The sequence below is a fragment of the Rhodococcus sp. NPDC059179 genome, assembly GCF_042754885.1.
In the GTDB taxonomy this organism is placed as follows: Bacteria; Actinomycetota; Actinomycetes; order Mycobacteriales; family Mycobacteriaceae; genus Rhodococcus_G.
The window spans coordinates 394,882-419,243 of the sequence record NZ_JBHZBV010000001.1 but is presented as its reverse complement, the minus strand read 5'-3'; the positions used below and the strand labels follow the sequence as shown (position 1 = coordinate 419,243).

The 24,362-nt window shown below is 67.9% G+C and carries 21 protein-coding genes; 12 read left to right on the top strand and 9 right to left on the bottom strand.

What is annotated here, in order from left to right; translation table 11 throughout:
* Window positions 1–233 precede the first annotated feature (233 nt).
* The 4 genes from ACFXMV_RS01885 (at window position 234) to ACFXMV_RS01870 (ending at window position 4,600) form a co-directional block, all read left to right on the top strand.
* The gene (locus ACFXMV_RS01885) at window positions 234–1,133 is read left to right on the top strand and encodes a carbohydrate ABC transporter permease (RefSeq protein WP_378614195.1); all 900 of its coding nucleotides are present in this window, start codon (window positions 234–236) and stop codon (window positions 1,131–1,133) included.
* Window positions 1,133–2,050, top strand: a complete 918-nt coding sequence (locus ACFXMV_RS01880) for a carbohydrate ABC transporter permease (protein ID WP_378502647.1) — start codon at window positions 1,133–1,135, stop codon at window positions 2,048–2,050. The genes ACFXMV_RS01885 and ACFXMV_RS01880 overlap by 1 nt, the downstream gene beginning before the upstream one ends.
* A gap of 10 nt (window positions 2,051–2,060) precedes the next feature.
* Window positions 2,061–2,255, top strand: coding sequence for a hypothetical protein (locus tag ACFXMV_RS01875; protein WP_378502065.1), 195 nt, complete (start codon window positions 2,061–2,063; stop codon window positions 2,253–2,255).
* A 152-nt stretch (window positions 2,256–2,407) separates the two neighbouring features.
* Entirely contained in the window at window positions 2,408–4,600 is a 2,193-nt protein-coding gene (locus ACFXMV_RS01870) for a transglycosylase domain-containing protein (protein WP_378502746.1), read from the top strand.
* Window positions 4,601–4,761: 161 nt separating this feature from the next.
* On the opposite strand, the gene ACFXMV_RS01865 is transcribed toward ACFXMV_RS01870, so the two are convergent.
* From ACFXMV_RS01865 to ACFXMV_RS01850, 4 genes are all read right to left on the bottom strand, one after another.
* Window positions 4,762–5,862 (bottom strand): inositol-3-phosphate synthase, encoded by a 1,101-nt coding sequence (locus tag ACFXMV_RS01865; RefSeq protein ID WP_378501416.1) that lies wholly within the window; start codon window positions 5,860–5,862, stop codon window positions 4,762–4,764.
* Window positions 5,855–6,415 carry a PadR family transcriptional regulator gene (locus ACFXMV_RS01860; RefSeq protein WP_378501420.1) on the bottom strand — a complete coding sequence of 187 codons (561 nt, stop codon included), beginning with the start codon at window positions 6,413–6,415 and terminating at the stop codon, window positions 5,855–5,857. Before ACFXMV_RS01860 ends, ACFXMV_RS01865 begins: the two co-directional genes overlap by 8 nt.
* Window positions 6,416–6,552: 137 nt before the next feature.
* The gene (locus ACFXMV_RS01855; protein WP_378501417.1) at window positions 6,553–7,332 is read right to left on the bottom strand and encodes a DUF1707 domain-containing protein; all 780 of its coding nucleotides are present in this window, start codon (window positions 7,330–7,332) and stop codon (window positions 6,553–6,555) included.
* Between the two features lie 22 nt (window positions 7,333–7,354).
* A complete protein-coding gene (locus tag ACFXMV_RS01850; RefSeq protein ID WP_378501418.1) occupies window positions 7,355–8,173 on the bottom strand; it encodes a DUF1707 domain-containing protein in 819 nt (272 codons plus the stop codon).
* 201 nt (window positions 8,174–8,374) lie between these two features.
* On the opposite strand from ACFXMV_RS01850, the gene ACFXMV_RS01845 reads away from it, so the two are divergent.
* The 3 genes from ACFXMV_RS01845 (at window position 8,375) to ACFXMV_RS01835 (ending at window position 13,122) form a co-directional block, all read left to right on the top strand.
* Window positions 8,375–8,803 carry a DUF5318 domain-containing protein gene (locus tag ACFXMV_RS01845; RefSeq protein WP_378501419.1) on the top strand — a complete coding sequence of 143 codons (429 nt, stop codon included), beginning with the start codon at window positions 8,375–8,377 and terminating at the stop codon, window positions 8,801–8,803.
* Between the two features lie 86 nt (window positions 8,804–8,889).
* Window positions 8,890–11,469, top strand: coding sequence for a transglycosylase domain-containing protein (locus ACFXMV_RS01840; protein WP_378502748.1), 2,580 nt, complete (start codon window positions 8,890–8,892; stop codon window positions 11,467–11,469).
* A 141-nt stretch (window positions 11,470–11,610) separates the two neighbouring features.
* Entirely contained in the window at window positions 11,611–13,122 is a 1,512-nt protein-coding gene (locus ACFXMV_RS01835) for a glycosyltransferase family 87 protein (protein WP_378500017.1), read from the top strand.
* A gap of 92 nt (window positions 13,123–13,214) precedes the next feature.
* Here the strand turns inward: ACFXMV_RS01835 and ACFXMV_RS01830 are convergent, their stop codons facing one another.
* The 3 genes from ACFXMV_RS01830 to ACFXMV_RS01820 all read right to left on the bottom strand — a co-directional run bounded on the left by ACFXMV_RS01830 (window position 13,215) and on the right by ACFXMV_RS01820 (window position 17,637).
* The gene (locus ACFXMV_RS01830) at window positions 13,215–15,326 is read right to left on the bottom strand and encodes a DUF262 domain-containing protein (RefSeq protein WP_378500015.1); all 2,112 of its coding nucleotides are present in this window, start codon (window positions 15,324–15,326) and stop codon (window positions 13,215–13,217) included.
* A gap of 344 nt (window positions 15,327–15,670) precedes the next feature.
* Window positions 15,671–16,255, bottom strand: a complete 585-nt coding sequence (locus ACFXMV_RS01825) for a GNAT family N-acetyltransferase (RefSeq protein WP_378500014.1) — start codon at window positions 16,253–16,255, stop codon at window positions 15,671–15,673.
* Window positions 16,252–17,637: a glycosyltransferase family 87 protein gene (locus ACFXMV_RS01820; protein WP_378502648.1), complete on the bottom strand. Its 1,386-nt coding sequence runs from the start codon at window positions 17,635–17,637 to the stop codon at window positions 16,252–16,254. The genes ACFXMV_RS01825 and ACFXMV_RS01820 overlap by 4 nt, the downstream gene beginning before the upstream one ends.
* A 187-nt stretch (window positions 17,638–17,824) precedes the next feature.
* Here ACFXMV_RS01820 and rpsF point away from each other — a divergent pair, with 187 nt between their 5' ends.
* The 5 genes from rpsF (at window position 17,825) to dnaB (ending at window position 22,283) form a co-directional block, all read left to right on the top strand.
* A complete protein-coding gene (gene rpsF / locus ACFXMV_RS01815) occupies window positions 17,825–18,112 on the top strand; it encodes a 30S ribosomal protein S6 (protein ID WP_027502097.1) in 288 nt (95 codons plus the stop codon).
* Window positions 18,113–18,177: 65 nt separating this feature from the next.
* Complete coding sequence (locus tag ACFXMV_RS01810; protein ID WP_378502649.1) at window positions 18,178–18,705, top strand: single-stranded DNA-binding protein; 528 nt, start codon at window positions 18,178–18,180, stop codon at window positions 18,703–18,705.
* 64 nt (window positions 18,706–18,769) lie between these two features.
* The gene (gene rpsR / locus ACFXMV_RS01805) at window positions 18,770–19,012 is read left to right on the top strand and encodes a 30S ribosomal protein S18 (RefSeq protein WP_027502095.1); all 243 of its coding nucleotides are present in this window, start codon (window positions 18,770–18,772) and stop codon (window positions 19,010–19,012) included.
* Between the two features lie 13 nt (window positions 19,013–19,025).
* Window positions 19,026–19,481 carry a 50S ribosomal protein L9 gene (rplI, locus tag ACFXMV_RS01800; protein WP_378502650.1) on the top strand — a complete coding sequence of 152 codons (456 nt, stop codon included), beginning with the start codon at window positions 19,026–19,028 and terminating at the stop codon, window positions 19,479–19,481.
* 540 nt (window positions 19,482–20,021) lie between these two features.
* Window positions 20,022–22,283 carry a replicative DNA helicase gene (dnaB, locus tag ACFXMV_RS01795; RefSeq protein WP_378502651.1) on the top strand — a complete coding sequence of 754 codons (2,262 nt, stop codon included), beginning with the start codon at window positions 20,022–20,024 and terminating at the stop codon, window positions 22,281–22,283.
* Window positions 22,284–22,596: 313 nt separating this feature from the next.
* Here the strand turns inward: dnaB and ACFXMV_RS01790 are convergent, their stop codons facing one another.
* Both ACFXMV_RS01790 and ACFXMV_RS01785 read right to left on the bottom strand, forming a co-directional pair.
* Complete coding sequence (locus ACFXMV_RS01790; protein ID WP_378502077.1) at window positions 22,597–23,004, bottom strand: RidA family protein; 408 nt, start codon at window positions 23,002–23,004, stop codon at window positions 22,597–22,599.
* 78 nt (window positions 23,005–23,082) lie between these two features.
* On the bottom strand, window positions 23,083–24,231 hold the full coding sequence (locus tag ACFXMV_RS01785; RefSeq protein ID WP_378502078.1) for an NAD(P)/FAD-dependent oxidoreductase: 1,149 nt from the start codon (window positions 24,229–24,231) through the stop codon (window positions 23,083–23,085).
* Window positions 24,232–24,362: the final 131 nt, after the last annotated feature.

Here is a 24,362-nt window from a genome sequence, read left to right as displayed (position 1 = left end):
GCCCCTGCAATTAAAAAACACTAATAAAACCTGTAACCCAACCGTGGGTTCACTCGGCTGACCCCGGCCCGCCCCCCGGGCCCGGGGCCGGGGCGGGCGACCTCACCGACTCCGGCCGCGACGTCGGCGCCTCCGGGCGTGAGATACCCGAGGGCGGGTATCCGGGTCGCGACGACGTAGCACCCCCACCGCGCAAGCGAGACCTGCGGGCGGTGTGGCTGATCGCGCCGACGATGGTGATCCTGGCGATCGTCATCCTGTATCCGGTGCTGCGGGCCATCTGGCTCTCGTTCCAGGCCGACAAGGGCCTCGACCCGGTGACGGGCACGTTCACCAAGGGCGGCTTCGCCGGCTTCGACCACTACCTGATGTGGCTGACCCAGAACTGCGGTTCGGGGATGGGCTCCTGCCCGCCCGGCACCCTGGGCGCCGACTTCTGGCCGTCGGTCGGGATCACCTTCTTCTTCGCGGTCGTCACCGTCAGCATCGAGGTCCTGCTGGGCCTGTGGATGGCGACGGTCATGGGCCGCACCTTCTTCGGCCGTTCGCTGCTGCGCGCCGCGGTGCTCATCCCGTGGGCCATCCCGACGGCCGTCACCGCCAAGCTGTGGTTTTTCATCTTCGCGGAAAACGGCATCGCCAATCGCCTCCTCGGCACGTCCATCGCGTGGACAACGGACCCGTGGGCGTCGCGGTTCGCGGTGATCGTCGCCGACGTCTGGAAGACCACGCCGTTCATGGCGCTGCTCATCCTGGCCGGGCTGCAGATGATCCCGCAGGACGTCTACGAGGCCGCCAAGGTGGACGGCGCCAGCGCCTGGCAGCGCTTCACCCAGATCACGCTGCCGCTGGTCAAGCCCGCGCTGATGGTCGCGGTCCTGTTCCGCACCCTCGACGTGCTGCGCATGTACGACCTGCCCGCGATCCTCAACGGCGACAGCGGCGCCACCCCGACCACCACGATGTCGATCCTGGTGGTCGCGGACATCCGCAACGGCAACTTCAACAGCGCGTCGGCGCTGTCGACGCTGGTGTTCCTGATGATCTTCGCGGTGGCCTTCATCATGGTGAAGTTCCTCGGCGCCAACGCGGTGCGCACGCAGGACGAACAGCGCAAGGGAGACAAGCAGTGATGGCGGGACGGCACCGCAGCGACGAGCTGGCGAAGTCGCCCTTCGGACGCAGCGACGAGCCGGCCGCGGCGACCGGGCGTCGCAAGCGGTCCCCGTGGCCAAGCGTGCGCACCTATCTGGGCGCGGCCCTGATCCTGATCTGGGGGCTGGCCCCGTTCTACTGGATGGTCATCACCGCCTTCCGGGATGTGGACCACACCTTCGACACCACCCCGTGGCCGACCCATGTCACGCTGGACAACTTCCGGGACGCGCTGGCCACCGACAAGGGCAACGACTTCCTCGGCGCCATCGTCAACAGCCTGATCATCGGCGCCGCGACCACCGCGGTCGCCATGCTGCTCGGCATCTTCACCGCGTACGCGCTGGCGCGGATCGAGTTCCGCGGCAAGTACGTCGTGACCGGCATCATCCTGGCGGCCTCGATGTTCCCCGGTGTCGCGCTGGTGACGCCGCTGTTCCAGCTGTTCGGGGACATCGGCTGGATCGGTCAGTACCAGGCGCTGATCATCCCGAACATCTCGTTCGTGCTGCCGCTGACCATCTACACGCTCACCTCGTTCCTGGGCGACCTGCCGTGGGAGCTCGAGGAGGCGGCCCGGGTCGACGGCGCCTCGCGGGGGCAGGCCTTCCGCAAGGTGATCCTGCCGCTGGCCGCGCCCGCGCTGTTCACCACCGCGATCCTCGCGTTCATCGCGACGTGGAACGAGTACATGCTGGCGAACATGCTCTCCACCCGAGCGACCGAGCCGGTGACGGTGGCGATCGCCCGGTTCGAGGGCCCGGACTCCTTCTCCCAGCCGTACACCGCGGTGATGGCGGCCGGCACGCTGGTCACGATCCCGCTGGTGATCATGGTGCTGCTGTTCCAGCGCCGGATCGTGTCCGGCCTGACCGCGGGCGGCGTCAAGTCGTGAGCTGCGGCTCGTGAAGAACCGGGCGCGGCGACGCCAGCAGGCCGAGATGGTGATCGGGATCCTCGGGTTCTTCACGCTGATGGCGTTCATCGCGGCGGTGGTCGGGATCGTGCGCGGCGACCCAGGCGTCACGGAGTCGCTGGTGTTGGCCGGCTGCGTGGTGCTGCTCGGCCTGTCCGTCGCGGTGTGGCGCAGGGTGCGCTGACCCTCACCTGCTGAGGGTGATTCTGGTGACACGCCGAGGTCCGGGCGGCGAAACTTTGGCGCGTCATTGGCCGTGCGTTCAATTGAAATGTCAGGATGCAGGGAAGACTCGGCACCCGGACAGGAATCCTGCATGTGAGCTCGCCCACCAGCATGGCCCCGCAGTCCCCGCCGCCGCCCGAAGAACCGGGTGGTGGCGATCCGCCGGGCGGTGAGCCGACTCCCCCGAAGCGGGGTCGGCGCCGCCTGATCCTGCGGATCGCGGCCGGACTGGTGGCGCTGCTGCTGATCGTGCCCGCCGCGGTGTTCGCGGTGAGCTATTGGCAGGCGGAGGTGCCGCGCCCCTCGGACATGCGCACCAACCAGGTGGCGACGATCTTCGCCACCGACGGCTCGCCGATCACCAGGGTGGTGGCGCCGGAGGGCAACCGCACCGACGTCGAGCTCGCCGATATCCCCGAGCACGTCCGGCAGGCGGTGCTCTCCGCGGAGGATCGCGACTTCTACACCAACCCGGGGTTCTCGATCTCCGGGTTCGTCCGGGCGGCCCGCGACAACGTCCTCGGCAAGGCCAGCGCGGGTGGCGGTTCCACCATCACCCAGCAGTACGTGAAGAACACCCTGGTCGGCGCGGACCGGAACGTCGTCCGCAAGATGCGCGAGCTGGTCATCTCCTCGAAGATGGCCCGGCAGTGGTCCAAGGACGACATCCTCGCCGCCTACCTGAACACCATCTACTTCGGCCGCGGCGCGTACGGCATCTCCGCCGCGTCGAAGTCCTACTTCAACAAGCCGGTCGGCGAGCTGACGGTCGAGGAGGGCGCGGTGCTGGCATCGGTCATCCAGAGCCCGTCCAGCCTCGACCCCGAGACCAACCGCGCCAGGCTCGAGTCGCGCTGGCGGTACGTGCTGGACGGCATGGCGAGCCAGGGCTCGCTCTCGCAGGCGGACCGGTCGGCCGCGCTGTTCCCGGCGGTGGTGCCGTCGAGTCAGCTGGTGGACGCGAACGCCGCGCGCGGACCGGAGGGGCTGATCCGGGCGCAGGTGCTGGCCGAGCTCGCCGCGGCCGGGATCAGCGAGCAGCAGCTGAACACGGAAGGCCTGCAGATCACCACCACCATCGACCCGAGGGCGCAGAACGCGGCGCTGGAGTCGGTGCACGAGACGATGACGGGCGAACCCCCGGAATTGCGCACCGCGGTGGTGTCCATCGATCCGCGCAGCGGCGCGGTCCGGGCGTACTACGGCGGGGCGGACGGCGCCGGTTTCGATTTCGCGCAGTCGCCGCTGCAGACAGGGTCCGCGTTCAAGGTCTTCGGCCTGGCCGCCCTACTGAAGGAGGGCAAGGGCCTGCAGACGATGTTCAACAGCGCCCCGCTGACCGTCGGACAGGTGGAGATCACCAACGTGCAGGGCGACGGCTGCGGCACCTGCACCATCGCGCAGGCGCTCAAGCAGTCACTGAACACCAGCTTCTACCGGCTCACCCTGTCGATGGAGAACGGCTCACAGAAGATCGCCGACGCCGCGCACGAGGCCGGTATCCCGTTGCAGATCCCCGGGGTCGAGGGCGAGAGCCTGACCCAGGACGGCGGCCCGCCGGAGAACGGAATCGTATTGGGGCAGTACCAGTCCCGGCCGATCGACATGGCCTCCGCGTATGCGACGCTGGCGGCGTCCGGGATCTATCATCAGCCGTACTTCGTGCAGCGGGTGGTGACCGCGGACGGTGCGGTGCTGCTGGATCGTCCTGCGCCGCAGGGTGAACGGCGGCTGGACGCGGCGGTGGCCGACAACATCAGCCAGGCGATGCTGCCGATCGCGGCGTACTCGAACGGGCACGCCCTGTACGGCGGCAGGCAGTCGGCGGCCAAGACCGGGACCGCACAGTTCGGCGACACCGGGATGAACAAGGACGCGTGGATGGTCGGCTACACGCCCTCGCTGTCCACCGCGGTCTGGGTCGGTACCGAGCAGTCGCAGGCGATCGTGAACCAGTGGGGCGGATCGATTTACGGCTCCGGGCTGCCGTCGGACATCTGGAAGGGCACGATGGACGGCGCCCTCGAGGGCACCGACTGGGAGTCCTTCCCGTGGCCGGAGCCGATCGGGGGCCAGTCCGGGGTGCCCGCCTATTCGGGGGGCACCAGCAGCGGCGACGGCACCCGCACCACCGTGGGTGGCCCGGCGCAGCAGGCCCCGGCTCCGCAGGCGCCTCCGGTTCCCGATGGCCTGCCGCTGCCGCCCGCCCCGCCGGTGTTCGTGCCGCCCGCACCCCTTCCGCCGCCGCCCCCGCCGCGGAATGTGGAGATCCTGCCGGGCATCGTCATCCCCTTGCCGGGCTGACAGTTCGGTGAGCCCCGATTGATCCGACCCTGATCGTCCCAATGTCACACTCGTTCACTTCAACTGAACGAGTGTGACATTGGGACAGTTAGACGGCGCCAGTTCGAAAAGGCCCCCGCACGCGAATCGCGTGCGGGGGCCTTCGGGCTTCGAATCGACTCTTAGTCGTCGGCGCCGATGATGAACGCCTCGAGCTCGGCGCGGGCCTTGTCGTCGGCCATCTGGACCGGCGGGCTCTTCATCAGGTACGCCGACGCCGGGTAGACCGGTCCGCCGATGCCGCGGTCGAGCGCGATCTTGGCGGCGCGGACGGCGTCGATGATGATGCCCGCGGAGTTCGGCGAGTCCCAGACCTCGAGCTTGTACTCCAGGTTCAGCGGGGCGTCGCCGAAGGCGCGGCCCTCGAGGCGGACGTACGCCCACTTGCGATCGTCGAGCCACTCGACGTAGTCCGAGGGACCGATGTGGACGTTGCGGTCGTGGACCTTGCCGGACAGCGGGCCGGTGAGGTTCGAGGTGACGGCCTGCGTCTTCGACACCTTCTTGGACTCAAGGCGCTCGCGCTCGAGCATGTTCTTGAAGTCCATGTTGCCGCCGACGTTGAGCTGGTAGGTGCGGTCGAGCACCACGCCGCGGTCCTCGAACAGCTTCGCCATCACGCGGTGGGTGATGGTGGCGCCGACCTGGCTCTTGATGTCGTCGCCGACGATCGGGATGCCGGCGTCCTTGAACTTGGCGGCCCACTCCGGGTCGGACGCGATGAACACGGGCAGCGCGTTGACGAACGCGGCGCCGGCGTCGATCGCGCACTGCGCGTAGAACTTGTCGGCGTCCTCGGAGCCCACCGGCAGGTAGGACACGACGACGTCGACCTTGGCGGCCTTGAGCGCCGCGACGACGTCGACGGCCTCGAGGTCGGAGACCTCGATGGTCTGGGCGTAGTACTTGCCGATGCCGTCGAGGGTCGGGCCGCGCTGGACGGCGACGTCGAGCGGCGGGACGTCGGTGATCTTGATGGTGTTGTTCTCGCTGGCGTTGATCGCCTCGGAGAGGTCGAAGCCGACCTTCTTGGCGTCCACGTCGAACGCGGCAACGAACTGGACGTCGCGGACGTGGTACGGGCCGAACTTCACATGCATCAGGCCGGGCACGGTGGCCGTCTCGTCGGCGTCCTTGTAGTACTGGACTCCCTGGACCAAGGACGAGGCACAGTTCCCCACGCCCACAATGGCCACGCGCACCGAGGTGCTGTTCTCACCCATGGTCGGGTTCTCCTTCTTTCTTGGGTACTGCTGTTGATGTTTGTTCGGCCACGATCAGCTCGTTGAGCCAGCGCACCTCGCGCTCGCTCGATTCGAGGCCGAGCTGATGGAGCTGCCGGGTGTAGCGGTCGAGAGATCCGGTGGTTCGACCGACGGCCTCGCGGAGCCCCTCACGGCGCTCCTCGACCTGACGTCGCCTGCCCTCGAGGATCCGCATCCGCGCCTCGGCGGGGGTGCGGCTGAAGAAGGCCAGGTGAACGCCGAAACCGTCGTCCGTGTAGTTCTGCGGACCGGTGTCGGCGACCAGTTCGGCAAACCGCTGCCGACCGGCGGGTGTCAGCTCGTACACGCGGCGGGCCCGTCGCTTGGCGGCGCCCGTCGGGCCGGCGTCCTCGGCGATCAACCCGTCGGTCTGCATGCGGCGCAGTGTCGGGTAGAGCGAACCGTAGGAGAAGGCGCGGAATGCGCCCAAGAGCCCGGTCAGCCGCTTGCGCAGCTCGTATCCGTGCATGGGTGACTCGAGAAGCAGCCCGAGGATCGCGAGTTCGAGCATCACGCCACCTCCTGAGTCATGACCGATTGATGCGACGGCAAACTATATCGCGCCGATATATAGAAGCGTACGGGAATGCGCATTTGTGGAACAAGGTGTCACGGCTGGCCGGGTGCGGGTGGGGTCTGGACGCCGGGTTAGTCCGCCGCGGGATGGATCGCGAAGACCTCTCCGTCGAACCCCGCGGTCAAGTGGCCGGACCTGCCCGCCCGCCCATCGGACAGGTACATCGACACCTCGGGGCCCTGGTCCCCCGACTCGACGGACACGTGGACCGAATCCGGTTCCGCCACGCCGAGCGTCTGCGGGGCGCCCAGCAGCAGCCCGACCACCCCCGGCACGTCCAGCCGGTCCAGATCCACGGGAACGGTCTTGGGATCGCGGCCGGTCCGGGAATCGGGTGCCTCGAGCCCGTCCCGGTAGCGGATGTCCTGGTACATGCCCGGTGCCCCCGGCTCGGCGCGCTCGATCAGCGCGTACTCCGGATAGATCGTCGCCTCGTCCACCACCGCGTCGCCGTACTCCGCGCGCAGGTCCGCGATCATCCGGGCGAGGCCGGCAGCGGACAGCACGTTCTCGGGTCGGTCGGTGGCGGTCGCGTCGCCACCCCCGAGCCGGGAGAGGACGACGAGGCCCAGCGCGACGACGGCACCAATCGCGACGACGGCGGCGATCCAGCCGCGGCCGCGATCGGCGGGCGGGACGGGCAGCGAACCCGCCAGCTCGGCCGGGATCTGGAGGTCCGCCACCAGGGAGTCGAGCTCGGAGAGCGTGCGCGCGGCCATCGCCGCCTTGGTGCGGTCGCGGTGCTCGAAGTCCGAGAGCTGGCCGTCGCCGTGGGCGGAATCGAGGAGCCCACAGACGTCGACCCGGTCGGTGTCACGCGCGCGCAGGCGCAGCGAGGGTTTGCTCGGCACCCGCCGAGCATAGGAGCGCCGACTATCCGGTGGGCGAGTATGGGTACACGGCGGCGACCTCCCCGTTGGGTCGCAGATACATGTGGCCGCTCGCGCCGGTCGCCTCGTTGTTCACGTAGACGGACACCTGCGGGCCGTACCGACCGACCTCCATGCTGATGTGGCTGATCTCCCCGCCGGGCACCCGGAGCGAGTCCGCAGCGCCGAGGAGATGGCCGGCCAGGGCGCCGACGTCGACGCCTGCCAGGTCGAACGGCGGTTCGTCGCCGGAGTGGTTCGTCACCTCACCGGCATCGAAGCCGCCGCGGAAGGCGTACGGCTGCTCGCGGCCCGGCGCGTCGGGCACCACCCGGGCGAGCCCGACGTAGTCGCCGTAGAAGGTCGCGTCGTAGACGAGGGTGTCGCCGAACTTGTCCCGATACTTCTTGACGAACTGCTCGATGCCGCCCGCGGTGACGGTGTCGATCGGCGCGATGACGGTGGGCGCGACGTCGGCGTACTTGTCGGGCGCCGCCGGATTCGGCACCTGCCCGAGCTGCGCGACGGCCGGTGCCACCACACCCGTCACCACGGCGACGGCGGCCCCGCAGACGATCAGCGCCGGGCGGGGTGACCGTGCGGGCCGGGCAGGCGCGGCAAGCGTGTCGGTGAGGGCAGTCGGCAGCTGCAGGTCGGTGACCAGGGACTCCAGCTCGCCGAGGGTCCTGGCGGACATGGCCGCGGCCGTGCGTGACTTGTGTTCCTCGAAGGCCAGCTGGCCCTCGCCGTACCCGGCGTCGAGCAGCGTGCAGGCGTTCGAGCGGTCGATGTCTCGCGCCCGGGTCGTGTTGCGGCTGGTCACGGTCGAAATGATAGGAGAAGGTGCGCGCGGAGGGCCAAAAGTCGGAAAGTGGCGCGATCGACAGTGCGGACCGGCAATCCGCCGCGGCCGCGGCGCAGTCACTGGTGGGGCGGGGTACGCCGCGGGTGTCGGTCCGGCGTGTCGCAGCTCGCGGCGCCGCCAACCCGAGACCACGCAGGATTGCCCACGTACTCTGGTCACGTGCGATTGCAGCGGCAGGTGGTGGACTACGCGCTCCAGCGGCGATCCCTGCTGGCCGAGGTCTACTCCGGCCGGACGGGTGTCGCCGAGGTGTGCGACGCCGGTCCCTACCTGCTGCGCGCGGCGAAGTTCCACGGCAGGGGCTCCGACGCGACCTGTCCGATCTGCAGGAAAGAACAGCTCACCCTCGTTTCGTGGGTGTTCGGCGACAAGCTGGGCCCGGTCTCGGGTTCGGCTCGTACGTCGGAGGAGCTGGTTCGGCTGGCGACGACACAGGAGGAGTTCTCCGTCCACGTCGTCGAGGTGTGCCGCACCTGCAGTTGGAACCACCTGGTGCAGTCGTACGTGCTCGGAGCGGTGCCCGCCCCGAAACGGGCGCGCCGCCCCTCTGGTGCGCGCGCGCCGAGCCGCCGCATTGCGAGTGAGTGAGCACCACCCCGCCGAAACGATGTAACTGACACAGCCGTGTCTACGTGAGCACTGGAGATTCCTACGTGAGTTCCCCCTACGACAACATGCAGGGTGGTCGACCCGCCGGACCGTCGCGGCCGGGTGGTCCGCCGCCTGGCGGCCGTCAGCCCGGGTACTCACAGCAGAACCCCCATCCCGGATACCCGCAGGCCCGGCCCAATCAGGCGCCCGGGTATCCGCAGGCCGGTGCGCCGCGCCCCAATCAGGCACCCGGAGCCCCCCAGCCGAACTACGCGCAGCCGAATTACGCCGCGCGCGGCCAGGCGCCCCGCCCCGCCCAGCCCCGCCCCGCCCCGCCGCGCCCCGCCGCGCCGCGGACCGCCCCGGGCGGCGGCAACGGACCCGGCGGCAGGCCCCCGGCCGGTCCGCCGCCGAAGGCCCGTGGTGGTGCGTCCGGTGGGCAGCCGCCGAAGCCGCCTGCCAAGGCAAAGTCGAACCGCTGGAAGATCGTCCGCCGCACGGTGATCAGCCTCGTCGCCGTCGGTCTGGTGGTTCCCCTGCTGGCGTTCATGGTCGCCTACACGGCCGCGGACGTGCCCAAGCCCGGCGACATCAAGACCAACCAGGTCGCGACGATCTACGCCAGCGACGGCACCTCCGTGCTGAGCACGATCGTGCCGCCGGAGGGCAACCGCACCGACGTCACCATCGGCCAGATCCCGCCGCACGTGCGCAACGCCGTGCTCTCCGCCGAGGACCGCGACTTCTACACCAACCCGGGGTTCTCGGTCTCCGGCTTCGTGCGGGCGGCGCGTAACAACCTGCTCGGCAAGGAGGACGCGGGCGGCGGCTCGACGATCACCCAGCAGTACGTCAAGAACGCGCTGGTCGGTAACGAGCGCGCGCTCAGCCGCAAGATGCGCGAGCTGGTCATCTCCTCGAAGATGGCCCGACAGTGGTCCAAGGACGACATCCTTGCCGCCTACCTGAACACCATCTACTTCGGTCGCGGCGCGTACGGCATCGCGGCCGCCTCCAAGTCCTACTTCAACAAGCCGGTTGAGGAACTGACCGTCGAGGAGGGCGCCGTGCTCGCGGCGACCATCCAGCTGCCCTCGCTGCTCGACCCGGAGACGAACCCGACCGGCGCCGAGACCCGCTGGAACTACGTCCTCGACGGCATGGTCACCGCCGACACCCTCAGCTCCGCCGAGCGCGCCGGCGCCACGTACCCGCGGGTGATCCCGCAGTCCGAGGTCGACAACGGCAGCTCGGCGAAGGGGCCCGAGGGGCTGGTCCGCAGCCAGGTGATCAAGGAGCTGGCCGAGAACGGCATCAACGAGCAGGTCCTGAACACCGAGGGCCTGCAGATCACCACCACCATCGACCAGCAGGCCCAGCAGGCCGCGGTCGACGCGGTCACCACCAACATGGAGGGTGAGGACAAGGACCTGCGTACCGCGGTCGTGTCCGTCGACCCGAAGACCGGCGGTGTCAAGGCGTACTACGGCGGCGCGGACGGCGCCGGCTTCGACTTCGCGCAGTCCGGGTTGCAGACGGGGTCGTCGTTCAAGGTGTTCGGCCTCGCGGCGGCCCTCGACCAGGGCATCCCGCTGTCGAAGATGTACGACAGCAGCCCCCTCAAGCTCGGCGGCGTCACCATCAACAACGCCGAGGGTATGTCCTGCGGCACCTGCACCATCGCCGAGGCGACCAAGCGCTCCCTGAACACCAGCTTCTACCGGCAGATGATGTCCATCGAGAACGGCCCGGAGAAGATCGCGGACATCGCGCACAAGGCCGGCATCCCCGAGGAGATCCCCGGCGTCCCCGGCATCAGCCTGCAGGAGCCGAGCGGATCCTCCGAGTACGGAATCGTGTTGGGCCAGTACCAGTCCCGGGTGATCGACATGGCGTCCTCGTACGCCACCCTGGCGGCCTCGGGCGTCTTCCGCGCGCCGCACTTCGTGCAGAAGGTCGTCACCGGCGACGGCACCGTGCTGCTCGATCGCGGACCCGCGACGGCGGGCGAGGCCCGGCTCCGGCCCGCGGTCGCCGACAATGTCACCTCCGCCCTCCAGCCGATCGCGGCCTACTCCCGCAACCACGGCCTGGCAGGCGGACGTCCGTCCGCCGCGAAGACCGGCACCGCGCAGCTCGGCGACACCGGCGAGAACAAGGACGCCTGGATGGTCGGCTACACGCCGTCGCTGTCCACCGCCGTGTGGGTCGGCACCGAGCAGGGTCTGCCGCTGCAGAACAGCTACGGCGGACTGATGTACGGCTCGGGCCTCCCGTCTGACATCTGGAAGGACACCATGGACGGCGCCCTGGAGGGCACCGACGTCGAGTCCTTCCCGAAGCCCGAGGCGATCGGCGGCCAGGCGGGCGTGCCCGCCTACACCGCGCCGTACGTGCCGCCGAAGACCAGCGCCGCGCCGACGCCGACGCCCGCCCCCGGGCTGTCGCTGCCGCCGGTCGTGATCACCCCGCGCCAGGTGGAGGTCCTGCCCGGCGTGACGATCCCGCTGCCCGGTCTGGCACCGCGGCCGACGACGCCGCCCGCCACGGTCGATCCGGGTCCGTCGCCCGGCCAGCCGACCGAGGAGGAGGTCGAGGCCGAGGAGCAGGGCCTGAACCCGGCAGGCAATGCGCAGGGGGCGCCGATCCGGCCGAACCGATAGCCGGTCGGTAACGTCACACCGGTGGCCGAGCAACCTGACGACAGCACCGCAACGGTCGTTCCGCAGGAGGTCGCGGGCGCCGCGGTTCTCGCCTCGCCGGGCCCGCTCGCGGGCGACTGCCGGTCCGCGGTCGACCGGGATCTGCCCGGGCGCACCGATCCGATGGTGGCCGAGCTGTCCGGCGTCATCGGCGGGCCGGTCGGGCGGCACGCGCTGATCGGGCGGGCCCGCTTCCTGACCCCGCTGCGGGTGATCCTGCTGCTGGCGGTGGTGTTCCTCGCCCTCGGCTGGTCCACCAAGGCCGCGTGTATCCAGCAGGCCCCGAACGGGCCCGACGGAGCGTTGGGGCTGGACTGGAGCGGCAGCCGCCAGTACACCGCGCTGTGCTATTCGGACACGGTCCCGCTGTACGGGGCGGAGCGCCTCGACGAGGGCGCCTTCCCGTACAAGAAGTCGTGGCAGGAGGAGGCCGGCGACGGGTCGATGCAGCAGCGGTACATGGAGTATCCGGTGCTCGCGGGGCTCTACCAGTACGGCTCGATGAATGTGGCCAAGGCCTGGGACGCGGTCGCCTGGCTGCCGGGGGCGCTGCAGGTGGTCCTCTACTTCAACGTGGTCGCGTTGGGGCTGTCGCTGGCGTGGCTGGTCACCATCTGGGCGACAGTGCTGCTGGCAGGCCGCCGCGTCTGGGACGCCGCACTGGTCGCGGTGTCGCCGCTGGTCGTCGTGCACGCGTTCACCAATTTCGACCCGCTGGCAACGGCTTTCGCGGCGGGCGGGTTGCTCGGGTGGGCGCGCAGGCGGCCGGTGCTGGCGGGCGTGCTGCTCGGCCTCGGCGGCGCCGCCAAGATGTACCCGCTGTTGCTGCTCGGTCCGCTGCTGGTGCTGTGCCTGCGGGCCGGCCGGATGCGGGCGTGGTGGCAGGCCGTCGCAGGCGCGGCCGCGGCCTGGCTGGTGGTGAATCTTCCCATTGCGCTGCTGTTTCCGGACGGCTGGCGGGAGTTCTTCCGGCTCAATTCCGAGCGCGGGGCCGACCCTGACTCGATCTACAACGTGATCACCTCGTTCACCGGTTGGCGCGGTTTCGACGGCCCGCTTGGCGCGGGCGAGAGTCCGACGAACCTGAATGCGGTGTCGCTGGTGCTGTTCGCGGCCGCCTGCGTGGGCATCGGGTACCTGGCGCTGACCGCCGCCCGCAGGCCCCGGGTCGCGCAGCTGTGCTTCCTGGTGGTCGCGGCGTTCCTGCTCACCAACAAGGTGTGGAGCCCGCAGTACTCGCTGTGGCTGGTCCCGCTGGCGGTGCTCGCGCTGCCGCACCGCCGAATTCTGTTGGCGTGGATGACGATCGACGCCCTGGTATGGGTGCCGAGGATGTACTACTACCTGGGTGCGGCGAACAAGGGCCTGCCCGAGCAGTGGTTCACCGCGACGGTGGTCGTCCGGGACGTCGCGGTCGTCGTGCTGTGCGCGCTGGTGATCCGGCAGATCCGTCGTCCGGAGCTGGACCTGGTGCGCGGGGGCGGCGTGGACGATCCGGTGGGCGGGGTGCTCGACGGCGCCCCAGACCGGCAGCCGGGGTGGCTGCCGTCCTGGCTGCGCCCGCGCGCCGGTCGCGGCGCACGGGCGTGGTCCGAGGCGCCCGCTACTCCCTGACCCGGCACGGATCCGGTGGATTCGACATCGAAGTCGTGCCCCCACAGGCTCAGTGCGGGCGATTTCCGGCGACGCAATCCGAGTGGAAGGGATCAGACGTTCTGCAGTTGGCCTTCCAGATAGGCCGTGCGCACCTCTGTCAGCCGGCGGCCATCCGGCAACTGCCAGAACCACCACCCGTTGGCGCTTCGCCGCTGGATGACGCGAGCAGGCCCTGAAGGGGAGGTGAAGCGCGCTCCCTCAAGAAGCAGTTCACCGGTATCCAGCACCTCGCAAGTCCGATCACTGTGCTGAGCGGGGGCGGCGTGCAGGATGGTCCCGACCGCGAGATATCCGGAAGCCACGAGTCGACGAAGAGAGACGTCCTCCGAACCCTTAGTCGGAGGAACCGGACGCACGTGACTCTCCGGGACCGGCCATGTGGCCAGAAAGCTTTCGATGATCTCGTCCGTGCGGGCGTCAATGGCCTGCTCGTCCCAGCCGGCCTCACTCGCGTCGATCACCCGCTTATTCAGCAGGTAGACCTCGTGGTTCCTGATGCTCTCGCGCTTGCCGTGCGATCCGAGCCACGGCCCGTTCGATACCGAGGCATTCAACGAGCCGGTCAACAGGGTGAGGTTGCCGAGGCGATGGATGTGCGCATCACGGTCCACTGCAGCCTGGAGACCTTCGACGCCCCAGTGCGTCTTCCACTTAACGGGCATGAGGTGCTCAATCTGGCGCGGGACGCGTGGCGCCCTCACCCCGGTCTTCGACGGCGCTGTGCCTGTGTAGCCACGAAGGTGGTCTTCGGCCGCCTCTAGGAGCATCCGCAGGCGCGCCCGCTTCATCCGGCGGTAAGCGTTCTCCGTGCGAAGGTGCGCTCGCAACTCATCGTCATCGGGCCAGTAGGTCGTGTCGGCAGTCAGACGGGTCAAGTGGTTGCGCACGCGCGCAGCCAGGTCTGAGTCGGGTACACCGAGATGCGTTCCGATCAACTCGGACACGACGCGGCCGGACGAGCTCATGCTCAGCCGGAGCAGCATGCGCCGTACAAACCAGCTCTCCACATCCTTGGTCACTGCTTTGACTGTTTCGAGCGCGTATCCGTGCCCCGGGTCGAGCAACCATAGGAGCACCGGTTTGATTGCCTCCACGTCCGACAACTGCATTCTGTAGACGCTCATCGCGACGGTGTCGAGCGGCTTGTGATCGTCCTCGATCTCGCTAGTCCAGCCCTTGTAGATAGCGGCCATCGCGTTGATCTCACCGATGAGTTGCGACATAGGGCCGCCGTATTCGTGGTCGGCAAAGTGTTTGAACCGCCCGAAAGTGGAGCTCGGGCCAACGAGCTCACCTACCCGTGACACCAACCACTGGTTGAGGAAGTGCGAACTCCGCGACATCGGGAAACGGCCCACGCTGATCTCCCGTTCCCACCACTTGGTGTCGAAGATCCAGTCGGCCTTATAGAACGCGGCCGTGTCGACACCCTCGGCCGTGAGGCGTTGGAACACGTGGTTCTTGATCAGATCCGCCGACGTGAGCGGGGTGCCGCGGGCATTGAGGGTCTCAAAGATCGCCTGAGAATCTTCGTCCGCCTTCAGGTCGATCACTACCAGATTCAGTGCGCTAGTCAGCACCACGACTAGGGCCTGCGCACGTGCCGCCGCTTCGTCGCCGTCACCGATCCACGCGCCAACCTCCTCTGAGAAGTACTTATGTGCCAGCGGGATCCGGGCGTCTGCATACTCGAGCTCTGCGTGCTCGACGGGAGGCTCGGCGGTCATGACTTCGTCGAATCCAAGGCCGTCATCGTTGCTATGGCGCAGCTTTAGCGCAGAATCGCCGGTGGCATTGAAGAATGCCGGATTGTGCGTCAGCCCCTCAAGTTGTTGCGACAGCGCCGCGAAACCCTTCTCGCTAAGAATCGCCCCAACTGAGTCAAAAACGATCTGCAGAGTCGTCAGCCGCTGCTGTCCATCGATGATGGCCCGCTGCTGCATTTGACCCATCTGGTTGTCGATCGCCTGTACCACGATGGCGCCGAGGAAGTGAGTGCTGCTCCCGCCTGACAGCCGGTGCTCCGCGAGGCGACGCAGATCGAGCCACAGCGGCTCCCATTGATGCTCTTCCTCCCACACGTAGCGACGCTGATAGATCGGCACGACCAGGTGCTGCGGGATGGTGAAGACCTCGAGAGGCGTTCGGACGGCGGTTTCCATGTGTTCATCATGCAGGGGACGATGGATACAGACCGGCCACTGCTCGGGAGTGTCGACATCGAGACCAACGGCAACGAATCGCGCCGATGATGTCGGTTTGCCTCGGTACGTTGGTCGGACATCAGGCGGCCGGTGGACAAGCGTCGGGCTTTGCCGTTTCCGCCCCTCCAAGGCCCTTACGAGGACGCGCCACGTGATCTGTCAGTCAGTCGGGCAGGCGCAGCCTTGAGCGTGCCGAGAGGCTCTTGGCCGGGCCGCGAGCGACGCTTTCGTCGTGCTGGGCGCGCGAACCGACCGGCGTTCGCGCGCGTCGCTGATCGGGAAGCTGTTAGGGCCGCCCGCGTCTATCCCCTAACCCGTGCCTCCAGCTGGGTGCGGGCCTGCGGCCAGTCGTCGTCGGTCATCGAGAAAAGGGCTGTGTTGCGCCAACTTCCGTCCACCCGACGGCGGTGCTTGCGGAGCAGTCCCTCGAACTCGGCGCCGAGCTTGGCGATCGCGCCGCGCGAGTGCGCGTTGAGCTCGTCGGTGTGCCACTCGACTCGGACCGCGCCGAGATCCTCGAAGGCCCGGCGGAGCAACAGCAGCTTCGCCTCCGGGTTGATCCGGCCGCCCTGGGCCGCGCGGGAGAGCCAGGTGTAGCCGATCGCGAGCGACTGGTGCAACGGGTCGATCTGATAGTACGAGGTGGTGCCGACCACCGCACCGGCCCCGACGTCGACCTGGGCGTACGCCAACCGTTGCGGGTCGTCCAGGGCATGCCGGATGTATTCGGTTGCGTCCGAGACGTTTTCGATCGGACGCCAGGTCCAGCGGAACAGCGTGGGGTCGTCGGCGGCCCGGTACAGGTCCTCGGCGTGTGCGAGGGTCAGCGGCTCGAGCCGGACGTGCCTGCCCGCGAGCGTGGGCTGGTCGAACCAGGGCGCGGTCATGACGCCGCCGTGCTGAGCGACGGATCCTGTCGTCCGACGGCGGGTCGGGAATCCTCCGCGGCCGGAGTCCCCTCCCAGCGCGGGCGGGCCCGGAGGAAGACGAAGAACAGCACCACCAGCAACGCGGCGCGGCCCCAGACGCCGAACTGCACGGCGAACTCCATCGCGGAAGCGTCCGATCCGATCGAGAGTTCGTAGAAGTATCGGAACACCCCGATCCCGATCGCGAGGTCGGCGACCAGGTAGCCCGCGATCAGCGCCCACGGCACCCGCAACAGCACCAGGAACGGGATGAGCCACAGCGTGTACTGCGGCGAATGCACCTTGTGCAGCAGCAGGAAGCCGCACAGCATCGCCGCGCTCACCGCGATCCACGGGTAGCTGCCCTCGCGCCGGTACCGGGCGTAGCCGAGCCAGAGCGCCAGCGCGAACGACGCCGCGATCAGCAGCGGCGAGGCCACGCTGACGAACGTCGCGTAGTCGCTGCCCGGGCCCTCGACGCCGCCGAACAGGTGCCGCACCCCCCAGTACCAGACCGAGTTGGTGGTGATGTCGGCCTGGCGGTCGGACTGGAAGGTGAACGAGGCCAGCCAGCCGGGGTAGCCGGCGACCGCGAACGGCAGGTTGATCGCGATCACCGTGCCCGCCGCGGAGGCCGCCACCAGCAGCGCGCCCTTCGGGTCGAACCGACCCCGTACCGAGGTGGGCAGCTCCGCGCCGCCCACGCCCCCGGTGAACACGAAGGCCATCAGCGGCAGCACGAAGGCGCCCGGGTAGATCTTCAGGCACAGGCCGATCGCGAGCAGCACCGCGGCGCCGATCGCCCTGGTGCGCAGCGGGATCCGCTGGTAGTACACGACCACGAAGGTCGCCGCGGTGGCGGCCGCGACGACCGGCAGCTCCCAGTTGTGGAACGCGTAGAGGACCAGCGGCGGGGCGGCCGCCCACAGCAGCGCGGGCCAGCCGGCGAGCCGGCCGAGCATCCACGCGGTGGCCAGCCCGAACGGCACCAGGATCAGCGCCGAGTTCAGCAGGAACTGGGCGTCGGTGTGCGCGCCTATGCCGCCGAGCCACATCAGCAGCCCGCTGAGCACCGGGTACTCGACGGTGCCACCGGTGAGTAGGCCGTCGGCGGTGATGCCGCCGGTGAGGTACGGGAAGACGTGGTTGTCGATGTCGCGGCCGAGCCAGAGGAACTGGATGTCGGAGTAGCAGAAGTTGCTGTCCTTGAGCCGGTCGAAGACGAGGCTGCGACCGTTCTCGGCGAACGGGGCGCCCGCGCACCTGGCCTTGTTCAGGTAGCCGAGGGCGAGGGTGAGGCCACACAGCAGGACCACGGTGACCGCCACCGCCGGGGTCCCTGCTCGGGCGCGCGTCCGCATGGGTGTCAGCCTAGGTGCTCGCGGCCGCGGGAGGGATCCGACCGCCCCCACGGCCGCCGCCGTGACGGGCGCGATTTCGCAGGTCAGGGGCCGCTCGTGTAACCTGCATGGGTTGCTGACGCAACGACCCTCCTGTCACGGATAGTCCGTGGCCGTTTCACTAGTCCATAGGAGGTGATGAGGTCTTATGCGTCATTACGAATTGATGGTCATCCTTGACCCCAGCCTGGACGAGCGCACCGTCGCTCCGTCGCTGGATACGTTCCTCAATGTTGTTCGCCAGGACGGCGGCAGTGTCGACAAGGTCGATGTTTGGGGTAAGCGTCGTCTCGCCTACGAGATCGCCAAGCACAGCGAAGGCATCTACGCGGTGATCGACATCAACGCGACCCCTGCCACCGTGAACGAGCTGGATCGTCAGCTCGGCCTGAACGAGTCGGTGCTCCGCACCAAGGTTCTGCGCCACAACAAGTGATTTCTGTCTGTGCTGGGCCCTAGGCTCGGCGCAACAGGATTCCACACACTGCAGGAGGAACCCACATGGCAGGCGACACCGTGATCACCGTCATCGGAAACTTGACGGCCGATCCCGAGCTTCGATTCACCCCCGCGGGGGCCGCCGTTGCGAACTTCACGGTCGCATCGACGCCCCGCACCTTCGACCGTCAGTCCAATGAATGGAAAGACGGCGAGGCGCTCTTCATGCGCTGCAACATCTGGCGTGAGGCCGCGGAGAACGTTGCCGAGTCCCTGACTCGCGGTTCTCGGGTGATCGTGAGCGGACGGCTCAAGCAGCGGTCCTACGAGACTCGCGAGGGTGAGAAGCGCACTGTCATGGAACTCGAGGTCGACGAGATCGGCCCCTCGCTCAAGTACGCCACGGCCAAGGTCAACAAGGCCAACCGCGGTGGCGGCGGAGGCGGCGGAGGGTTCGGTTCCTCGGGCGGCTCGGGCGGCGGACGCCCGGCGGCCAGCTCCGGCGGCGGCGAAGACCCGTGGGGCAGCGCCCCGCAGGCGGCCGGCTCGTTCGGTGGCTCCGGTGGTGGAAACGACGAACCCCCGTTCTGATCCCCGCACTGGCGACAGCGCCGGGATCTGATGCGAACGAACATTGAAAGTACGGAGAAAGACAATGCCGAAGCCGCCGCTGCGCGACAAGGTGATGAAGAAGAAGGTCTGCTCCTTCTGTAAAGAGAAGAACACGCAGATCAACTACAAGGACACGACGCTGCTGCGTAAGTACGTCAGCGACCGCGGCAAGATCCGCGCGCGTCGTGTCACCGGCAACTGCGTCCAGCACCAGCGGGACGTGGCCGTTGCCGTGAAGAACTCGCGTGAGGTTGCTCTGCTTCCTTACGTCTCGACGGCTCGCTAAGGAAAGGGAAGACATGAAGCTGATCCTCACTGCAGACGTGGACAACCTCGGTGCGCCCGGCGACACCGTTGAGGTCAAGGACGGTTACGGCCGCAACTACCTGCTGCCCCGCGGTCTCGCGATCGTCGCCACCCGTGGCGCCGAGAAGCAGGTCGACGGCATCCGCCGTGCGCAGGAAGCCCGCGCCGTGCGCGGACTCGACCACGCCAAGGAGATCAAGGCCGCGATCGAGGGCCTCGAGAGCGTCTCGCTGACCGTCAAGACGGCCGGCGACTCGGGCAAGCTGTTCGGCTCGGTCACCGCCGCCGACGTTGCCGGCGCCATCAAGGCCGCCGGTGGTCCGGTTGTCGACAAGCGCAGCCTCGAGCTGCCGAAGTCGCACATCAAGGCGACCGGCAAGCACGCCGTGGTTGTGAACCTGCACCCCGACGTCGTTGCCAAGTTCCACCTGAACGTGGTCGCCGGCTAGTCCGACCCACGTTCGCCCTCGGGGCCCCGCGGACCTATGGTCTGCGGGGCCCCGAGTCGTCTGTGGGATAAGTTGCGTGCCGTTGTGATCCTGTCCCAAGCCAAGCGTCCAGTTAGTGTGAAGCATCACTGTGATGCAGCTCATATTGCGAGGTCAGCGCGCTTCGGCAACACGCCCGAATGCCCAACCCGTGGGACACGCCGAAAGTATTTTCATCCACAGGACTGTGAACAACAAAAGGTACGATTACCTGCGCGGATGGGAAACAGCTACCTAGTTATCCTCAGGTTGTCCCCAGGGCACTAACATCGGCCAACTGACGTTTCCACAATTCATCCACAGTTGTGTACACAGTCCGTGTTGAACGAGCCGGTCCGGATGCCTAACGTCGTGCGCGCGCGTCCTGCGACGGCTGTGCCGGACCCGGATTCTCGGGGTCGGGATCAACCTGTCGGTCCGGGCGCGTATGTATTGCGTGTGGACGCACCGGACGGCGTGGCCGACCGGGCGTCGAGGTTTGCGGGAGAGGACGGTTATCGCGTGGCGGTTGTCGACGATCGTGGTCACTCGGACTACTCGGAGCAGGCTGAGCCGCCCCGCGAGGATTTCGGGCGCCAGCCCCCGCAGGACATGGCGGCCGAGCAGTCGGTGCTCGGCGGCATGCTGCTGAGCAAGGACGCGATCGCGGACGTGCTCGAGCGGCTGCGGCCCGGTGACTTCTACCGGCCCGCGCACCAGAACGTCTACGACGCGATCCTGGACCTGTACGCCCGCGGCGAGCCCGCCGACCCGGTCACCGTGGCGGCGGAACTGGACCGTCGTGGCGACCTGCGCCGGGTGGGCGGGGCGCCGTACCTGGTGACGCTCACCCAGACGGTGCCGACCGCCGCCAACGCCGGCTACTACGCCGAGATCGTCGCGGAGAAGTCGATCCTGCGCCGCCTGGTCGAGGCAGGCACCCGGATCGTGCAGTACGGCTACGCCGGGTCGGAGGGCCAGGACGTGGCCGAGGTGGTCGACCGCGCGCAGGCCGAGGTGTATGACGTCACCGAGCGCCGCACCAACGACGACTTCGTGCCGCTCGAGGAGCTGCTGCAGCCGACGATGGACGAGATCGACTCCATCGCCAGCCGCGGCGGCCTCTCCCTCGGCGTGCCCACCGGATTCTCCGAGCTCGACGAGGTCACCAACGGCCTGCACCCGGGGCAGATGATCATCGTGGCGGCGCGCCCCGGTGTGGGCAAGGCGCTCGCGCTCGACACTCCCCTGCCGACCCCCACCGGGTGGACCACCATGGGCGAGGTCCGCGTCGGCGACCGGCTGATCGACGCGCAGGGCAACCCGACCACGGTGGTCGCCGCCACCGAGGTGATGGTGGACCGGCCCTGCTACGAGGTGGAGTTCTCCGACGGCACCGTGCTGGTGGCCGACGAGCAGCACCAGTGGCTGACTGAGCTGTCCGGTATCTCGGCCGTCAGGAATACTGCGGACATCGCGACGACCGTCGATGCCGAGCACGCTGTCGTCAATGCGCGGGCGCTCCAGCTGCCCGCGGCGACCCTGCCGGTGCCGTCCTACACCCTGGGCGCCTGGCTCGGCGATGGGACGACCGCCGCGACCGCGTGGTCGGTCGATCCCGAGATCGCGATGCGAATCGAAGCTGAGGACGACGCGGACCTCCCCGCCGCCGGCGAAGTCGGTGACCGCCGGATTCCCACCGTGTATCAGCGCGGGTCGGAGTCGCAGCGGCGTTTGCTGCTTGCGGGCCTGCTGGACACGGCGGCCGAGGTCGCCGACGACGGCACGGTGCGCCTCATGGCTCTGAGCGACGGGTTGGTTCGCGACGCCGCGGAGCTGCTGGCCGGCCTGGGCTACGAGAGCCGCGTCGAGCCGACTGCCAACGGATGCGGGTTGACCTTCGCGACCGAGGACGACGTGTTCGGAGGTCCGCGAAAGGGACTGTTGCACAAGGAACGTCGCACCCATGGGGCGGGTGTGTCCGGCGTTCGTCGCATCGTCGGCGTCCGGAAGGTCGACAGCGTGCCGGTGCGCTGCGTCGAGGTCGACAACGCCGAGCATCTGTACCTGGCCGGTCGGTCGATGGTGCCGACCCACAACTCCACGATCGGCATGGATTTCATGCGGTCGTGCTCGATCAAGCACGGCATGGCCAGCGTCATCTTCTCCCTCGAAATGGGAAAGACCGAGATCGTCATGCGCCTGCTGTCGGCGGAGGCGAAGATCAAACTCTCCGACATGAAGTCGGGCAAGATGAACGACGACGACTGGACCAAGCTGGCCCGGCGGATGAGCGAGATCAGCGAGGCACCGCTGTTCATCGACGACTCCCCCAACCTGACCATGATGGAGATCCGGGCGAAGGCCCGCCGGCTCAAGCAGAAGCACGACATCAAGCTGATCGTGATCGACTACCTGCAGCTGATGTCGTCCGGCAAGAAGGTCGAGTCCCGCCAGCAGGAGGTCTCCGAGTTCTCCCGAAGCCTCAAGCTGCTGGCCAAGGAGCTCGAGGTCCCGGTGGTCGCGATCTGTCAGCTCAACCGTGGTCCGGAACAGCGAACGGACAAGCGCCCCATGGTGTCCGACCTCCGCGAGTCCGGCTCGCTCGAGCAGGACGCCGACATGGTCATGCTGCTGCACCGGCCCGACGCCTTCGAGCGGGACGACCCGCGCGGCGGCGAGGCGGACATCATCCTGGGTAAGCACCGTGGTGGTCCGACCGCGACAATCACTGTGGCGCACCAGCTTCACCTGTCCCGGTTCGTGGACATGGCGCGGGGGTAGTCAGGTCAGATCAGCAGATGTGGGCGGCATCGCACCCGCTCCTCCCGCCCCGCGGTCGCGGCCCACGCCGGCATGCTGTCGGTCCTTTGGTAGGACGGCGGACTCGAAGGCCATAGCCAGCCTCATCGGCGCGCTGCGAGGATGGGACGGTGCTCCGCCGGTGACGCGGAAGATCGTCCTCGTGGGCCCGGAGGAAGCGGGGGCGATAGCAGGTCGTGGCTGCTGTGTATCTGGATCGCTCCGGCCTGGCGCTGTCGGCGAGTAGCCACTCGCGAAACTGGTGGAGGTGACCCAGTCCCGATTCGAGCTGGGGTCATCCTCCTGTCTGGACGTTCGTCCTGCTTGCGACACAAGTCATTTCGACTCTGAGGTTGAACGGTAGGGCGGCGACTCCGATGGCGGTCCTCGTCGGTGGGGTGGGTTGTCCGGCGAAGAACTCGGCGTACTCGATGTTCATCTCGCCCCATTCCTCGATGTCGGCGAGGTAGCAGGTGATCTGGATGAGGTCGGACACCGACCATCCACAGGCATCGATGATCTGTCGGACGTTGTCGAGTGTCGCCTTGGTTTGGGCGCGGACTCCGGGGGGGATTGTTCCGTCGGGCGCGAAGCCGCCCTGACCGGAGATGTACAAGGTGTTGTTCGACTCGATAGCCGTCATGAAGGGGCCCTTCGCGTCACCGCCGGTGAGGTAGCGGCGGCCGGAGGGGGCGGTGACCATTTTCGACATTGTCTGTGTTCCTTGTCTTGCGAGGCTGGATCGTTTACTGCTGGAGGCGGGCGGTGAAGGGTGGCAGGTTTAGGTGTGGGCGCCCGCGGTGAGGGCCTCGCGGTCGCGGGCCAGCATTTCCTCGGTCAAGCCCAGCTCGACCAGATCGGGCGGGATGGGTCCACCGGAGGTCACTGCGGCACCCATTCGGGCGAGTGCGGGTGCCATTTGGATGCCGTAGCCGCCTTGCCCGACAAACCAGAACAGGCCTTCGAGGTCTGGGTCGGGGCCGACGGCCGGAGTGCGGTCGGCGGTGAAACTGCGAAGACCTGCCCAGGAGGAGCTCACCCGGCGAATGTCGAGCGTGGTTGCTTCGTTGAGCATCTCGATTGCGCGCGCGATCTCCAGTTCGTCGGGGCGTGCGTCTCCCGGTTCCTGAAAGGTCTCGTCGGCCGGCGAGCACAGGAATTGCGCACCGTCGGGTTTGAAGTAGAAATTCTCGGATGCCTGCATGGTGATGGGGATCTGGCCTGCGCACTCGTGTTGGGTGGGCACCATGAACGCAGTTCGTCGAAGAGGCTGGATGCCCACCGGCCGGGCGCCGAGCGCTAAGGCCAACTCGTCGCCCCAGGCCCCGGCTGCGTTGACAACGGTAGGGGCGCGGAAGGTACCACCATCTGAGGCCTGCAGTACCCAGGTCTGCTTCTCACGCCGACCGCTCACGATCCGCGATGACTTGACGATGGTGCCGCCACGTCGGCGGAAGCCACGTACGTATCCCTGATGAATCGCGTGGACGTCGAGTTCGAGGGCGCCGGAATCGATCACAGCCAGCTGTGTGTAGCCAGGTCGGAGCACTGGGTTGAGCGCCTCCGCTGTGGGCCCGTCGACGAGCTCGATGTGCTGACCCCGTTCGGACACATCCCGATGCAGGGCACGCAGCGTGTCGGTCTCGTGTTCGTCGGCAATGATCAGTAGCGACAACGGTGTCGTGAGCGGCCCGTCGAAATTCCCGACGGGGTCAACGAAGAAGTCGCGACTGGCCGCCGTCAACATTCGGATAGCCTTGTTCCCGTAGCTCTCGAGAAATGCTGCGGCAGAGCGTCCGGTCGTGTGATACGCGAGAGCGGATTCCTGCTCAATCAGTGCTACGGATTGCTGTTCTGCCAGTTCGTGTGCAATCGAGATCCCTGCCATTCCGCCGCCGATCACAATGGTGTCGAAAGTGGCTTCGCTCATGTGCGGCGAGTTATTCACGCGACCCCTCGCTGGAATCTCTTGGAATGTAACCTGTCTCAACGTTGAGGCTAGGCTGGCCGCAGGCTCGCGTGTTGGTGCAGAGTTACGAAATCACGGTTCAGAGGTTGTGC

Bases quoted from the DNA above. Each gene is read 5' to 3' on its own strand.
- rpsF (WP_027502097.1), top strand. From the start codon at position 17,825: ATGCGTCATTACGAATTGATGGTCATCCTTGACCCCAGCCTGGACGAG.
- ACFXMV_RS01810 (WP_378502649.1), top strand. From the start codon at position 18,178: ATGGCAGGCGACACCGTGATCACCGTCATCGGAAACTTGACGGCCGAT.
- ACFXMV_RS01830 (WP_378500015.1), bottom strand. From the start codon at position 15,326: ATGGAAACCGCCGTCCGAACGCCTCTCGAGGTCTTCACCATCCCGCAG.
- ACFXMV_RS01865 (WP_378501416.1), bottom strand. From the start codon at position 5,862: ATGGGTGAGAACAGCACCTCGGTGCGCGTGGCCATTGTGGGCGTGGGG.
- ACFXMV_RS01870 (WP_378502746.1), top strand. From the start codon at position 2,408: ATGGCCCCGCAGTCCCCGCCGCCGCCCGAAGAACCGGGTGGTGGCGAT.
- ACFXMV_RS01860 (WP_378501420.1), bottom strand. From the start codon at position 6,415: ATGCTCGAACTCGCGATCCTCGGGCTGCTTCTCGAGTCACCCATGCAC.
- ACFXMV_RS01785 (WP_378502078.1), bottom strand. From the start codon at position 24,231: ATGAGCGAAGCCACTTTCGACACCATTGTGATCGGCGGCGGAATGGCA.
- rplI (WP_378502650.1), top strand. From the start codon at position 19,026: ATGAAGCTGATCCTCACTGCAGACGTGGACAACCTCGGTGCGCCCGGC.
- ACFXMV_RS01880 (WP_378502647.1), top strand. From the start codon at position 1,133: ATGGCGGGACGGCACCGCAGCGACGAGCTGGCGAAGTCGCCCTTCGGA.
- ACFXMV_RS01790 (WP_378502077.1), bottom strand. From the start codon at position 23,004: ATGGTCACCGCCCCCTCCGGCCGCCGCTACCTCACCGGCGGTGACGCG.
- ACFXMV_RS01885 (WP_378614195.1), top strand. From the start codon at position 234: ATGGTGATCCTGGCGATCGTCATCCTGTATCCGGTGCTGCGGGCCATC.
- rpsR (WP_027502095.1), top strand. From the start codon at position 18,770: ATGCCGAAGCCGCCGCTGCGCGACAAGGTGATGAAGAAGAAGGTCTGC.
- ACFXMV_RS01825 (WP_378500014.1), bottom strand. From the start codon at position 16,255: ATGACCGCGCCCTGGTTCGACCAGCCCACGCTCGCGGGCAGGCACGTC.
- ACFXMV_RS01840 (WP_378502748.1), top strand. From the start codon at position 8,890: ATGCAGGGTGGTCGACCCGCCGGACCGTCGCGGCCGGGTGGTCCGCCG.
- ACFXMV_RS01820 (WP_378502648.1), bottom strand. From the start codon at position 17,637: ATGCGGACGCGCGCCCGAGCAGGGACCCCGGCGGTGGCGGTCACCGTG.